This is a genomic window from Bradyrhizobium sp. CCBAU 51753 (assembly GCF_015291565.1).
Classification (GTDB): domain Bacteria; phylum Pseudomonadota; class Alphaproteobacteria; order Rhizobiales; family Xanthobacteraceae; genus Bradyrhizobium; species Bradyrhizobium ivorense.
This window is the reverse complement of record NZ_CP030037.1, coordinates 7,446,004-7,459,471: the sequence shown is the minus strand read 5'-3', so window position 1 is coordinate 7,459,471 and position 13,468 is coordinate 7,446,004. Positions and strand designations below refer to the sequence as shown.

12 protein-coding genes are annotated in these 13,468 nt (G+C 62.8%); 7 read left to right on the top strand and 5 right to left on the bottom strand.

What is annotated here, in order from left to right; genetic code table 11:
• Positions 1-41: 41 nt before the first annotated feature.
• Genes XH93_RS34055 through XH93_RS34045 form a run of 3 tightly spaced genes read left to right on the top strand, consistent with a single transcriptional unit; the run spans position 42 to position 3,966 of the window.
• On the top strand, positions 42-1,058 hold the full coding sequence (locus XH93_RS34055) for an ABC transporter substrate-binding protein (protein WP_229174098.1): 1,017 nt from the start codon (positions 42-44) through the stop codon (positions 1,056-1,058).
• Positions 1,059-1,065: 7 nt separating this feature from the next.
• Complete coding sequence (locus XH93_RS34050) at positions 1,066-2,829, top strand: iron ABC transporter permease (RefSeq protein WP_194470828.1); 1,764 nt, start codon at positions 1,066-1,068, stop codon at positions 2,827-2,829.
• A gap of 18 nt (positions 2,830-2,847) precedes the next feature.
• Positions 2,848-3,966: an ABC transporter ATP-binding protein gene (locus tag XH93_RS34045; protein WP_194470827.1), complete on the top strand. Its 1,119-nt coding sequence runs from the start codon at positions 2,848-2,850 to the stop codon at positions 3,964-3,966.
• 21 nt (positions 3,967-3,987) lie between these two features.
• Here XH93_RS34045 and XH93_RS34040 read toward each other — a convergent pair whose 3' ends face one another.
• Positions 3,988-5,040, bottom strand: a complete 1,053-nt coding sequence (locus XH93_RS34040) for an ABC transporter substrate-binding protein (RefSeq protein ID WP_194470826.1) — start codon at positions 5,038-5,040, stop codon at positions 3,988-3,990.
• Between the two features lie 5 nt (positions 5,041-5,045).
• The gene (locus XH93_RS34035; protein WP_139484835.1) at positions 5,046-6,374 is read right to left on the bottom strand and encodes a Rieske 2Fe-2S domain-containing protein; all 1,329 of its coding nucleotides are present in this window, start codon (positions 6,372-6,374) and stop codon (positions 5,046-5,048) included.
• 152 nt (positions 6,375-6,526) lie between these two features.
• Between XH93_RS34035 and XH93_RS34030 the strand changes: the two genes are divergently transcribed.
• A complete protein-coding gene (locus XH93_RS34030; protein WP_139484836.1) occupies positions 6,527-7,006 on the top strand; it encodes a MarR family winged helix-turn-helix transcriptional regulator in 480 nt (159 codons plus the stop codon).
• Positions 7,007-7,522: 516 nt separating this feature from the next.
• On the opposite strand, the gene XH93_RS34025 is transcribed toward XH93_RS34030, so the two are convergent.
• The 3 genes from XH93_RS34025 to XH93_RS34015 form a co-directional block, all read right to left on the bottom strand.
• The gene (locus XH93_RS34025; protein ID WP_194475429.1) at positions 7,523-8,782 is read right to left on the bottom strand and encodes an arsenic transporter; all 1,260 of its coding nucleotides are present in this window, start codon (positions 8,780-8,782) and stop codon (positions 7,523-7,525) included.
• Positions 8,782-9,987: an MFS transporter gene (locus XH93_RS34020; RefSeq protein ID WP_194470825.1), complete on the bottom strand. Its 1,206-nt coding sequence runs from the start codon at positions 9,985-9,987 to the stop codon at positions 8,782-8,784. The genes XH93_RS34025 and XH93_RS34020 overlap by 1 nt, the downstream gene beginning before the upstream one ends.
• 165 nt (positions 9,988-10,152) lie before the next feature.
• Complete coding sequence (locus tag XH93_RS34015; RefSeq protein WP_194470824.1) at positions 10,153-10,632, bottom strand: hypothetical protein; 480 nt, start codon at positions 10,630-10,632, stop codon at positions 10,153-10,155.
• Positions 10,633-10,892: 260 nt separating this feature from the next.
• Between XH93_RS34015 and XH93_RS34010 the strand changes: the two genes are divergently transcribed.
• The 3 genes from XH93_RS34010 to XH93_RS34000 all read left to right on the top strand — a co-directional run bounded on the left by XH93_RS34010 (position 10,893) and on the right by XH93_RS34000 (position 13,447).
• Entirely contained in the window at positions 10,893-11,099 is a 207-nt protein-coding gene (locus XH93_RS34010) for a hypothetical protein (RefSeq protein ID WP_194470823.1), read from the top strand.
• A gap of 297 nt (positions 11,100-11,396) precedes the next feature.
• Entirely contained in the window at positions 11,397-12,062 is a 666-nt protein-coding gene (locus XH93_RS34005; protein ID WP_139484840.1) for a response regulator transcription factor, read from the top strand.
• Positions 12,062-13,447 (top strand): sensor histidine kinase, encoded by a 1,386-nt coding sequence (locus XH93_RS34000; RefSeq protein WP_246799373.1) that lies wholly within the window; start codon positions 12,062-12,064, stop codon positions 13,445-13,447. Before XH93_RS34005 ends, XH93_RS34000 begins: the two co-directional genes overlap by 1 nt.
• The last annotated feature ends 21 nt before the right edge of the window (positions 13,448-13,468 follow it).

Here is a 13,468-nt window from a genome sequence, read left to right as displayed (position 1 = left end):
GCGAAGCAAATAGCCAATAAAAGGATTTTGGGAGGAGTAACGTGTTGTTCAAGCGAGTCATGCCGGCGGTTGTCGCCTGTCTTGTCGGTCTGTTGAGCCCGGCGCAAGCCGATGACGGTTCTTGGGACAAGGTTGTCGAGGCCGCCAAGAAGGAAGGCAAGGTCGTCGTCTACAACATGGCTTTGGGCGCGCCTTACTTCAAGGACGTGCTCAAGTCGTTCGAAGCAAAGTACGGAATTGCGGTCGAGAGCCTCGACCTGCGCGCCAGCGAGCTCGCCGAGCGCATCCGCACCGAGCAGGCGGCCGGCCGCTTCCTGGGTGACGCGGAAATGGTCACGACGACCATGATCGAGGAGCAACTCAAGAACGGCGATTTCGTGCAGAAATTGCCGCCGATCCCGAATGCCGCCCATCTGCGGCCGCCCTTCAAGGCCAACGAATACAGCGTGCCGGCCTTCATGCAGCCGATGGGTATTCTGATCAACACGCGGCTGGTCAAGGAGCAGGACATTCCGACGAGCTGGAGCGATCTCAACGATCCCAAATGGAAGGGCAAGATCCTTTCGGACGATATGCGGCCGCTCGGCAGCGGAAACACCATGTTCGCCATTCTGGAAAAAACCATGGGCGGCGACTTCAACCAGAAGCTCGCCGAGCAAAAGCCGGTGTTCAGCCGCGACATGCGAAACGACGCCCGCCGCGTGGCGCGCGGCGAGTACGCCATCTATATCCCGCAGATCTTTGCCTTCACGTCCGATCTGAAGGGCTTGCCGGTGAAGGTCGTGATTCCGAAGGAGGGCGCACCTTACGCGGAGATGGATCTCGCGGTGCTCAAGAACGCGCCGCATCCCAATGCCGCGCGTTTGTTCATCGACCACTTCCTCAGTGTCGAGGCGCAATTGCTCTACGCCAATGCCTGGATGCTGCCGGTGAACGCGGCGGCTGCCGAGCGCGCCAATCCGGACGCGCAGCAGTTCGTGAACGCCAAGATCATCGGTCCCGCAAAGCTGGCTGAGCGTCCTTCGATGATGGAACTCGCCAAGAAGCTCTATCCCTGAGAGGGCCATGAGCATTTCAGCCGGAGAGGGAGTGAACGACCTGGTCGAGAGGCGCCCGGCCGCCTTGAGCGGGCTCGGGCGGTGGCTGCAGGCGACTGCAGCGGGCCGCATTGCGGCGCTCGCGCTGCTCGTCGCCATCCTCGCCTTCCTTTCCGTCTATCCGTTGTCGATGCTGCTCTATGGCAGCCTGCATTCGACGCCGCCGGGGATGGCCGGAACGTTCAATCTGGACGGCTATCGCGACGTCATCACGCTGCAGAGCGCGGTGACGCTGCTCAACACCATCGGCATTTCGCTGGCCAAGACCATTCCTTCCGTGATCCTGGCCGTCCTGCTTGCCTGGATTCTGGCCCGAACCGACACGCCGTTCCGCGGAGCGCTGGAAGTCCTGATCACGCTTCCATTCTTCATTCCCCCGATTCTGACCGCGATGGCCTGGGGCATGCTCGGCAACCCGCAGGTCGGGTTGCTCAACCAGCTCTATCAATGGATCACGGGGTCCGAGACGGCGCCGATCAACGTCTATTCATATGGCGGCGTGGTCTGGCACATGATGCAGTATTCGGTGCCGTTCCTGTTTCTTCTCATCGTCGACGCCTTCCGCGCGATGGATCCGAGCCTCGAAGAGGCCGCGACGATGTGCGGAGCGTCGCGCCTGAGGACTTTTCGTACGGTAACCTTGCAACTCATGCTGCCCGCGCTGACCGGCGCGGCCATTCTGAGCTTCATTCGCGGCATCGAGAACTTCGAGTCTCCGCTGTTCTTCGGTTCGCCGGCCGGAATTCGGGTCATCACCACCGACATCTATGACTCGATCAACCAGCGGTCGCCGCCGCAATATCAGTATGCGACCGCGGTCAGCTTCGTCATCATGGCGCTGCTGTTCCTGATCGTCCTCCTGCAGCGGCGGATGTTGCGCGGCCGGAGCTTTCAGACCATCACCGGCAAGGGCTATTCGCCTTCGGTGATGAAACTCGGCGCATGGCGATGGGCAACCTTTGCGTTCTGCGTTCTATTCTTCGTGGTGACGGTGGTTCTCCCGGTCGGCCAACTCATCATCGGCTCGTTCTTCAAGTTCTTCGGGTTCTATCAGTGGGACATGCTGACACTCGAGCACTATCGGGAGGTGTTCGGCAGCAGCGAATTCTGGCGCGGGTTCAGCAACACGATGTTGCTGGGTCTCGTCGGTGCCACCTTGACCATGTTGCTCGGCGCTACCGTCGCCTATGTCTCGGTCCGCACGAAATGGCGTGGCCGGCTGCTGATCGATTCGATGGCCTGGCTGCCCTGGATGATGCCCGGCATCGTCCTCGGTGTCGGGTTTCTCTGGGGGTTTGCACTTTTGCCTCACGGGATTCCGATCTACGGCACGATCTGGGCGCTGTTGCTGGCCTACATCTCGCTCGGGACGCCGCTTTCGGTGCGGGCGATGTCGAGCGCATATGCGCAGCTTTCGTTCGACCTCGAGGAGTGCTCCAGGGTGCACGGCGCAAGCTGGCTGCAGACCATGAGGCGCATTGTCCTTGCGCTGGCGTGGCCGTCCTTCGCGGTCGGCTGGGTCCTCGTATTCTTCGGCATCATGCGCGAACTGAGCGCATCCGTTCTGCTCTATTCGGTCGGCTCCGAGGTGTTGTCGGTCGTCTTGCTGAAGCTGTGGGCGAACGGCAATGCGGAGCAGGTCAGTGTCATCGGGCTCATCATGATGGTTCTCGTGATCATCTTCCGATGGGTTCAACTCAAGTTCATCAACAGCCGCATCGGTGGAATGTGACCGGGCCTGGATCATGCCATGTCGAATGTCGTTCTTGAGAAGGTGAGCCGCGTCTTCAGTGATTTCGTCGCGGTCGACGGCGTCGACCTGCGCGTCAGCGAGGGTGAATTCGTGACCCTGCTGGGGCCGTCGGGGTGCGGCAAGACCACGACGTTGCGGATGGTTGCGGGCCTCGAGCAAAATACCGGCGGCCGCATCAGCATCGGCAACGAGGTCGTGAGCGATGCAGGGCGCGGCCTCTTCGTTCCCTCGGAGCGCCGCAGGCTCGGCATGGTCTTCCAGTCATACGCGATCTGGCCACATATGACGGTTTTCGAGAACGTCGCGTACCCGCTGCGCGTGAGACGCAAATCCACCGCCGAGATAGGCGATCTGGTCGGCAAGGCACTGCGCCTGGTCGAGATGGAAAGCTTCGCCGAGCGGCCGGCGCCGGCGCTGTCCGGCGGCCAGCAGCAGCGGGTGGCGATCGCGCGGGCCCTCGTCTTCGAACCCAAGGTTCTGCTGCTCGACGAGCCGCTCAGCAATCTGGACGCAAAGCTTCGCCTGCAGATGGGCGATGAGTTCCGTTCGATCCAGAAACGGCTCGGGATGACGAGCCTGTACGTGACACATGATCAGGCCGAAGCGATGGCTCTGTCCGACCGTGTGGTCGTGATGGATCGCGGCCGGATCCAGCAGATCGGCGCGCCTGAGGAGATTTACCGCTATCCCGCAAACCGGGTCGTGGCGGCCTTCTTTGGAACACCGAACCTGCTCGAGGCCAGCGTCGAGGCCTGCGCGCGGATCGACGACCGCCGGGTGCGGCTCAACGTCGTCGGCAAAGGCTGGCGCGGTGCGTGCGAGTCGGCAAGCGAGATCAGGCCGGGTCAGGCCGTGACCGTCATGGTCCGTCCCGAAGACGCCCGTATCGCGCCGCCTGACGCGGCCCACAGAGACCACGAACTTCGGTGGTCCGGGCAGATCGCGCACACGATCTTCCGCGGGCCGACCCGGTCGGTCGTCGTGCAGACCGGTGACGGCCGCCTCAACGTCGATGCACCATCGTTCGGCGATTTCGCCGTCGGCGACAACGTGACCGTCGTCGTTCCGCAGAAGTCGGCATGGGCTGTGCCGGAGCATCCCGGCACGGCCTCATAACCGGCTGTGCCGGGATGCCTCTCAGCGATAGATCTGCTGAGCCAGGGACAGCATCTCGTTCATGCGTTCGGGATCGGTGGTGCCGAGAAGCTTGGTCGTCTCGAGTTGCGCCACCGCCGGATCGACACCTGTCAGCGCGTCGGTCGTGGTCGGCAGTAACCCCAGCTTCGCCAGGTTCTGCTGCATCGTCTTGCCGAGGTAATGTTCCATCAGCAGCCGCGCCGCGTTCGGGTGAGGCGCATTCTTCAGCAATGCGAGATCGTAGCCGACATAGGGCAGACCCTCTTTGGGCGCGATGAACTTCACCGGCAGCCCCTTGAGTTCGAGCAGTGATGTCAGGCTGTCAGGGATGTAGAGCGGTAGCTCGCCGCGGGCCACCCGCCGCTCGTTGGCGGGTATCTCCCTGCTGAACTTCAGTTCCTGCTGGGCGAGCTTTTCGTGGAAGCCACGGCCGTAAAGGTCCTGCAGGACGGAGAAGAGCACCCCGCCGCCGCCCAGCGTCCGCAGATCGTCACTGAGAATCTTACCCTTCCAGCGCGGGTCCGTCAGGTCGAGCCAGCTTTTCGGCTCGTCCGCCGGCTTGACCAGCATGGTATTCGCCAGGATGCCGTAGACTATTGCAAAAATCGGCAGCCGCATGCCGTCGCTGGGGAAATCCGCCTTGAGACGGCCGAGGCTGGGGAGGGGACCGTGCGGCTCGAAAACGCGCTCCTCCTTGATCTGCAGCGTGGTCGTGGTCCGCCCGTTCTCGGAGACGTCGGCAGCGTTGCGGCCAGCCGCCTGCTCGATGCGGATGCGTTCCCGGACCTCGCTCGCCCGGGCTTCGAGAATGTCCACGGTGATTCCGTAGGCGGACTCGAAGTCCTTCTTGAGCTCCTTGTGCGCAGCAAGGCCGACGAAGGCGCTGTAGAGCACCACCCGGCCTTCCTTCTTTGCCGCGGCGACGAGTGCGGACCATTGGTCGTCCGCTCTTGCCGGGGCCATGATCGAAGGCAGGATCGAAGACGCCGTCAGTCCAAACACCGCAGCGCGGCGCGTGATGCGCGCGCGCTCCTTCCAATCCGGCGCGGACATCGGCGCTACTCCGCCGCCTGCTGGCTCGGTGCACGCCAGCGAATGGCGGTCTTCAACTTGTCCTGATAAGCCTCGAGCCAGTCGAGCTTCGCGTCCGCGTAGTACGATCCTGCGCGCGCGTTGAAGAACACCTCGGCATCGTCAACGCCGGACGGCACGGTGCCGCTGTTGGCGAATGCCCGTGCCGCGTTGAGCAGGCGGCGTCTCGTCCGCGAGATCATCACGTCGCTCGGTGCGAGATGTTCCTTGGTATGATCGACGATCGGCCCCATGCTCTCCGTGACGGCCTGGTCCTGCATCACGATGTTGCGGATGCCAGTGTAGATCTTGTTGCTACGCTGAGCCTCGCGATCGATCTGCCAGTCATTGCCGATGTTCTGGACCGGACGCCAGCGTCCAAACCAGTCCGTGGTGTTGGGCAGATAATCGAGACCGTCGGCTCCCGGGATGCCGCCGCCGGATTTCAGCTTCGAGCTCGAGTAAGTTGCCCCCTTGGCGCGGCCGCCATAGATCGAGATCAGCATCGTATGGGTGTCGTCCATAGGCACCCAGGCCTTCGCGACCACATGGTCGGCGAAATCGGCGTTCGGTGTCTGGGTCCAGAACGGCAGGCAGAAATGCGCCATGCGCCAGTGCATCTGGCCGTCCGTCTCCGGCCGGAATGCACCGTACATCGTTCCCCAGTCGGTCTCGGTGACTTTGTACTCCGGCGCGCGGTTGGAGACGGTGTGCCGGGCCGGATGGCCCTCCTCGAAATCGTCCGGATTGATGTGTCCCGCGTGCAGAAAGCCGAAATGCGATGTGTCGATGTCGCCTTCGAGGCCCTGGAGCCAGTTGGCCTCGCGCTGCAGAATGGTGACCGTCAAATCCTGCTCGGGAACGAACAGCGCCTCGAGCATCGGCATCGGCGGCGCTTCGGCGCGGGCGCCCATGTAGACCCAGATGAGGCCGGCGCTTTCGCGCACTTTGTAGCTTTTTGCGCGGACCTTTTCCTTGAAGTCCTGCGGAGGGGGCACGTTCGGCATTTCGAGGCAGCGGCCGTCAACGTCGAATTTCCATCCGTGATAGACGCAACGGATGCCGTCGTGTTCGTTGCGGCCAAGGAACAGCGAGGCACAGCGATGCGGACATTGATGGTCCAGCACGCCGACCCGGCCCGAACTGTCGCGGAAGGCGATCAGCTGTTCACCGAGCAGCATCAAGCGCATCGGGTCTCCGTCGACTGATAGTTCCGAAGAGAGCGCGGCGGGGATCCAGTACTGCCGCATCATCTCGCCCATGACCGTGCCTGGGCCAACCAGCGTCAGATCCTGGCCGTCAGTCGATTTCGACATAGTGACCTCCTTGCTTCTTTTGATTGCTTATTATTTTCATAATGCAAGTAATTTGATCCTGCGTCAATGGCGCGATCTCCGAATATCCGACGGGTTGAGAGGTGCGGTACGACTCGTTATGGTTCTGCTCCCATCATCGCGAGCGAATCTTCTTGAACAAACTCAGCACGATCCTCCCGCTTGAGAATTGGACCGGATACCGTTTTGGTCTCATCGCTTCGCGGCTGGGTAGCTTCATTGCTCCCATGTATGAAGAACGTTACGAGCTGACGATGCCAGCCTGGCGAAGCCTTGCGGTCATTGCCAGGCATCAGCCCCTGACCGCTGCACGGCTTGCAACGCTAACCTCGTCGGACGCCTCCAAGGTCGCCCGGGCGATTGATTTGTTGGTACGCCGCGGGCTCATTCATCGAGACCTGGACAAGGCCGATCGACGACGCGCCAGCCTTAGATTGTCAGCCGAGGGCCGCAAGGTTTACAAGGATATTGAGAAATTCGTTGTTCGGGTCGAGCGTAAGCTCACGGCCGCGCTCGATCCCCATGAAATCGAGGTTCTGAGGCGAAGCCTCGACAAGCTTGATCGTCAACTGGAGACCGAGATCAAAGCGAAAGGCCGAGAGAAATTCCTATAACTCCTTCAAGTGCGGCAAGCGAGCCAAGGCAACGCACGCTACCGGAACGGATCGGTAGTAGCCGACCTGATGACCTCAAAAGGATGTTTTCCGACGGCCGCAAGTTGGTCGGCGCGCCGCCGTCCGCGCCTCCGCAGCTCACAATGTCCGAATTGATACCATCGGCGATCTGACCGATCTGCTCCTCATCGATGACAAGAGGGGGTGAGAGGATCAGCGTATCGCCAAGGGCGCGAACAAAGATTCCGTTTTCGAGGCAATGGTTGGCCACAGCGCGGAGCCAACAGCATCGGCCGAAGTGCACGACATGTGGCCAGACGAGGACGAAGCAGAGGTCCTTAGTGGACCACAAGCGGAATGCGGCCGCCGCCGATTGCGGCGCGCCAACGGCGCTCGGTCGAGTTGAGCGCACCCACGGCTTGGGAGGTCAATCTCGGCAACACTTCGCCAGTCGCGGTGGTTTAGAGCTCGTCGGCCAGATCAGCGGCTTAGGCTTCGCATTGCTCTTACGCGACCTCATGACGCGACTAGCGATAGCGCAAGAAGCGACAGCACCAATGCCGGCGGCATGACCAGAACGCCGAGCCGCAGAAAGCGAAGCGCACCTACGTGCTCACCCTCGCGCCGCAGCGCAATCAGCCACAGGATCGTCGCGAGCGATCCGGTGACCGAAAGGTTGGGTCCGAGATCGACGCCGATCAGCACCGCCCCAATGGTGTAGTGCGAGACCTGCGCGGTTTGCGTCGTGGTCGCCGCGATCAATCCCATTGGCAGGTTGTTGATGAGGTTCGACGCGATCGCCGTGATGATGCCGGCTCCCCATGAAGCTCCATGCGGCGAAAGCACGGCGGCTCGCCTGAGTTCTTCGGCCAGTGTCGGCAGGACGCCCGTTCGGTTGAGACCTTCGACCAGAATGAACAGTCCGGCGACGAGGGGCAGCACCGACCAGGAGATATCACGTGCGACAGAGAGCGGCGATTTGCGGCCGAGCAGGAGCACGATCGCGGTCACCACCGCACCGCAGGCGAAAGTCGGGATTCCAAGATCGAGGCCAAAGGCCGACACGGCGAGCAGAACCAACGCCGTCGCACCGATCCCAGCTGCGACGATCGCAGCATTCCTCGTCAGTCCGGCGCGCTCTCCCTCGAGTTCATCGACGCCACCCAACAGGCTGTTCCGCAGGCTGATCCGGAGCATGATGAATGTCGCTGCGACCGCTGCGATCGATGGCAGCAGGAAGTGGTGCAGCCACTCCAGCAGCGTCGGCATCCGCGCGCCGAACAATACGAGGTTCGCCGGGTTCGAGATCGGCAGCACGAAACTCGCCGCGTTGGCGATAAACGCGCAGGCGAACAGATAAGGCAGCGGTTCGACCTTTGCGGTACGCGTCGCGGCATAAACCGCGGGCGTCAGCACGACCGCAGTGGCATCGTTCGACAAGAAGATGGTGACCAGCGTCCCGACCGCGTAGACGATCGAAAACAGTCGGGAGGCCGAGTTGCGCGAATGAATGACGGCCTGTTCGGCGAGCCAGTCGAACAGGCCCTCTTTCCGCGCGACCTCGGCCAGCAGCATCATGCCGATCAGAAAGAAGTACACGTCCGTGCCCTTCCCAGCGGCCGCGACGGCGTCTCGCCACGGCAACAGGTCGAAGGCAATCAGCGAGATGGCTCCGGTCACCGCCCAGACGTATTCTGGAAGATTCCACGGACGAGCGATGACGCCCAGGGTCGCAAGACCCGCGATTCCGCAGGTCGCGGCGTTGTTGACAAGCATCAGGCAACACCCACGACCTGTGGCGCCAATCCGTCTGATGTGCGCGGAGGTTTCGTCGCGCAAACTGGCCTCAGCAACGGAACGAAGACGCTCCACAGCACGACCGAGACTGTGGCGAAGCCGCCGAGAATGACAAACATCGGACCATAGCCGAACTCCTGCGCAATCCAGCCGCCGATCGCAGGGCTGAGGGAAGCGCCGATGCCCTGGACCGTCATGACCGCCCCCTGGCCTGCGTTGATCCGCCCGGTGCCATCGAGGATTCGGGCGACCAGTCCCGGCACGGCGACGCTTTGCAGGCCTGCCCCGACACCATCGAGAATCTGCACCGGATAGACACCCCATCTGTTCAGGAGCCACGCAGCTATAATACCCCGGATCGGCAGGGCCATGAACGACACCAGCAGGACCAGCCAGTATCCTTCCCTCTCGGTCATCCGCATCGCAGCCAGCGAGGTGAGAATCATAGTGGCTTGGGCGATGACGATGGTCATGGCGACGAAGCTTGCCGGATCGGCCTGCTTGTCGGCGACGACGGCCAATCCGTAGAGTGGAAGCATCGCCGCATTGCCGAGGTGAAAGAATAACAGCGCTGCGGCGAGGACCAGCAACGGTTTCGATTCGACCAGCACCTGCAATCCGCTCGCCGGCCTGTCATCATTGCCTTCGCGTCCGAGCCCGCAAGCTGCAGCGTCGTCGATCGACGCGCTCGGGATCATCCGCACCGAGACGATGGACAGGACGCCAAATAGCGCGGCGAGCCAGAACACTGCTGTGAAGCCGTATACCCAGCCAATGAATCCAGAAAGTCCGGCACCCACCATGTTGCCGGCGTGGTTGAAGGCCTGGTTGCGGCCAATTTGCCGGTTGAAGCCGGCTTGGCGCACGATGCCGAGCGTGATGCCAGCGACGGCCGGACCGATCGCGGCGCCTGCAATCGCGGTCGCGACCTGTGAGGCTGCCACCAGCCAGAATTCCTGCGACAGCAGTACGATGCCGGACGCAACGACGGTGCAGATGCCGGGAATGATGACGAACAGTTTCTTGCTGTGCGTGGCGTCGATCAGGGCGCCAGCCGGCGTTGTCATCAGCATGCCGGCGACGCCGCCCGCCGTCATCACCGTCCCAATCCAGCCGCTCTGCCAGCCGTGAGCGAGGAGAAATACGCCCAGGAACGGGCCGACGCCGGCCTGCATGTCCGCCATGAAGAAATTCAGTGCGAGCAGCGGGCGAAGCGCCTTCTCTGGACTTGCGCTGTATGAGGTCGCTGGTGGTATCGACACGTTGTATCCGTCCGATAAGATCCTCGATGGACCCGAGCCGGTTGAGTCCGGCTCGGGCCCGTTGTCCCGACTGCTGACTAGGGCTGCTCAGAGCAACGTCGGTCGCCCCCTTAAGCGTCGAGCAGCTTCATGTCCGTTGCCGATGAGCTTGGATTTTCGGATCCGTCCATCCAGTTCGATGTGCAGTTCGTAGGTCTCGCCGTTGCGCCGGCCGTCGATTTCGAAATGCTTCGGCTTGCGGCGGGGCGCACCCATCGGTTCGAACCCGGCCGACCGCGCGGCCTCGATCGCCGTGGCGGGATCCGCTGGCTTGTGATGGCCGTGATCTGGCTTCTCCCTGTGCTGGATCGCCAGGCTTGCGCCATCGCACGCGAAGCGCGTCACCTTGAGCTCAGAAGGCTTCTGTTCTCCTTCCAGCTCGACATCGGCACCGATCCTGAGCTCGACGAGATCCGCTCCGTGCGGCGTGAGATCGGCAAGCACTACGCCCTTCGAGGTCTGAACCACAAACCGGTGCGCGAACACGTGCACGATCTTGCCGGACAATTTGATCTGGTCTTCGGACATCCTGGTCTCCTGATTTTCATCCATTCGTCATTCGGTCACAGCGCCTTGAGTCCCGGGGCGTCGGCGCGCGGAGGTGGAGGCGGCGCCCCCGGAGGAGGAGGTAGCGGAGCGTCGGCCCGCGGTGGCGGAGGCGGCGCCCCTGGAGGAGGCGGGGTCGGCGGCGCATCGGCCCGCGGAGGAGGTGGGGGCGCCCCGCGAGGCGGATGCGGCGGAGGACCGAACGCTTCCGTGCGGCCGTCGGCATGCGATACGATCTGAGCGTGGATGATCCCCTGATCGAACATGCCCTGAATCGTAACCGTCTCTCCCTTGGTGACGACGTCGGCGTTATCTCCACGCGGTCCGAGGTCGACCAGTGCGCGGCCGCTGCCGTCTTCGACGACGAACAGGTGGCCGAAGATCTCAGCCACGTTGCCCCTGACTGCAGACGGGCCGGACTGCAACCTCTCGATCGCGGTTGGCCGTAACAGCATGATGCTTCGCGGCTGCCAATTCTGGGCGACGCGAACGCCGCCGGCACCGGCAGCCGCGCCGGCGGCAAGCACGGCAAGCGCGGCCCCTGCCAACAGGCCACGATGCCGGGTCTGCCGGCGTCCGGGCAGCGAGGGGCTCGCATCCCTCTGTGCATCGCTTTCGGTCATTGAGCGCTCCTTTCGTGATTGCGATACCTGGAGCCTAGGGCACCGTCCCCAATCCAGCCTGAACCGTTCCGTTCAGGTTGGGTTAAGCTTGGGCGCCTAGTTCCGGTCCGAGGTGTAAGCCGAATGAAAATCCTTCTGGTCGAAGACGATCGCCTGCTCGCGCAAGAGATCGCCCGAGCCTTGCGCGAGGAGAATTTCGCGGTCGACATCGCCGCCAACGGCGAGGACGGACAGCACCTCGGCGAAACCGAGTCCTACGATGCCGCGGTGCTCGATCTCGGGCTGCCCAAGGTGCCCGGCGCCGAGGTGCTGCGCGGTTGGCGGAAGCAGGGCCGGCATCTGCCGGTGCTGATCCTGACTGCGCGCGACGGCTGGACCGACAAAGTGGAAGGCTTCAAGGCCGGGGCCGATGACTATCTCACCAAGCCATTCCGGATCGAGGAATTGGTCATGCGCCTTCGCGCGCTGGTCCGTCGCGCCTCCGGGCATGCTGCGCCGCGAATTTCCTGCGGACCTCTGAGCTTCGAAACGCAAACCGGTGTGTTCGAGCTCGATGGACTGCCGTTGAAACTGACGGGGTTGGAGTGGCGTGTTCTCGAATGCCTGATCCTGCGCAAGGATACCGTGGTCGAGCGAGGCCTGCTGTCGGAAAAGGTCTATGAGGGCGACGTCGGGACGGATTCGAATTCCATCGAAGTGATCGTCGCGCGGCTCCGGCGCAAGGTCGGCAAGGCGCTGATCGAGACCGAAAGGGGCCGCGGCTACAAGCTCAACTCGGGATCCCCATGATGAGCCGGAACGCATCGCTCGGCCGGCGCCTCATGATCGGAGCCGGAGTGTTCATCACTGCGGCCCTGATCGTTTCCGCGATCCTGATATCATTCGTGCTGCATCGTTTCGTGCAGGGACAGATCGATCAGAGGCTCGACGCGCAGATTCTCTTCCTCGCCTCCATGCTTGAAGCCGATGGCGGCGGCAACATGCGTCTCGTGGGATCCGCCGACGGACCGCCGTTCGACCGGCGCCGACACGGCTGGTACTGGCAGATTTCCGGACCAAAGAATGTCTTACGGTCGCGGTCGCTCGAGGCGGCGGATCTGGCTCCGCCCGACATCAGCAACAGACCCTTGCCGCCCCCGCCGCCTCCCCCGATCGGCGACGATCCGCCTCCGCGAGAACACCCGCTGCCTGCCGACGGCAAGGGCCCATACGACCGCATGCTTCACTTCCGCATCCTCGATGTGGCGGTGCCCGGTGCCCCCGTCAGGATCGTGGCCTCCGCTCCGAGAGACGCGGTGCGTGGGCCGTTGTGGGAAGCGATGCGTACATTGGCCCTGTCGCTCGCGGCGCTCGGCATCGCATTGATCTCAGCGATGCTGATCCAGGTTCGCCTGGGATTGCGTCCCCTCGAACGACTTCGTCAAGCTGTCGCCGATGTGAGAGCTGGACTTCGTGACAATGTGCCCGACGCGCAGCCGGGCGAGGTGCAGCCACTGGCGGCAGAACTCAATGCGCTGCTGGTTCAGAACGCCACCAACCTGGAGCGGGCGCGCAAACACGTTTCGAATCTGGCCCACGGCCTGAAAACGCCGCTTGCGACGCTGGCGATCGCGCTTCAGAAGCAAGCCCCGGGCTCCAAGGATCTTCATGGCCTCGTCGTGTTGATGGACCGGCGCATCCGGCATCATCTGGGTCGTGCCCGATCGGCCGCACTTGGCGGTCCGGTTCGGACCAGAACAGCGATCGCGCCACGGGTCGCGGATCTCGGTCTCGTCCTCGGCAAGGTGAACGCCGACAAGGCGATCGATTTCGCCAACCGCATACCAGCCGGCCTCGCGGTGGCCTGTGAACAGCAAGACGTCGACGAAATGCTGGGTAACGTGCTGGAGAACGCTTTCTCCTGGTGCCGCAGCAAAGTCGCGGTCGGATCTCGCGAAGAGACGCGGAGCGTCGTTCTCGTCGTCGAGGACGATGGACCAGGACTTTCGCCAGAGCAGATGTCGCAGGCGATGCAGGCCGGCCAACGGCTCGACGAAAGTTCTCCGGGATTTGGCTTCGGCCTGTCGATCACGCGCGAGCTAGCCGAGCTTTACGCCGGATCCCTTACTTTGGACCGGTCTCCACTCGGAGGACTTCGAGTAACGATATGCCTGCCATCCGCGGGCGCAGATTGATCGATTATTCCAGATGTCTTG

Coding starts and splice junctions, on each gene's coding strand:
- XH93_RS34050 (WP_194470828.1), top strand. CDS start 1,066: ATGAGCATTTCAGCCGGAGAGGGAGTGAACGACCTGGTCGAGAGGCGC.
- XH93_RS34040 (WP_194470826.1), bottom strand. CDS start 5,040: ATGTCCGCGCCGGATTGGAAGGAGCGCGCGCGCATCACGCGCCGCGCT.
- XH93_RS34025 (WP_194475429.1), bottom strand. CDS start 8,782: ATGCTTGTCAACAACGCCGCGACCTGCGGAATCGCGGGTCTTGCGACC.
- XH93_RS34045 (WP_194470827.1), top strand. CDS start 2,848: ATGTCGAATGTCGTTCTTGAGAAGGTGAGCCGCGTCTTCAGTGATTTC.
- XH93_RS34000 (WP_246799373.1), top strand. CDS start 12,062: ATGAGCCGGAACGCATCGCTCGGCCGGCGCCTCATGATCGGAGCCGGA.
- XH93_RS34005 (WP_139484840.1), top strand. CDS start 11,397: ATGAAAATCCTTCTGGTCGAAGACGATCGCCTGCTCGCGCAAGAGATC.
- XH93_RS34035 (WP_139484835.1), bottom strand. CDS start 6,374: ATGTCGAAATCGACTGACGGCCAGGATCTGACGCTGGTTGGCCCAGGC.
- XH93_RS34020 (WP_194470825.1), bottom strand. CDS start 9,987: ATGGCGGACATGCAGGCCGGCGTCGGCCCGTTCCTGGGCGTATTTCTC.
- XH93_RS34015 (WP_194470824.1), bottom strand. CDS start 10,632: ATGTCCGAAGACCAGATCAAATTGTCCGGCAAGATCGTGCACGTGTTC.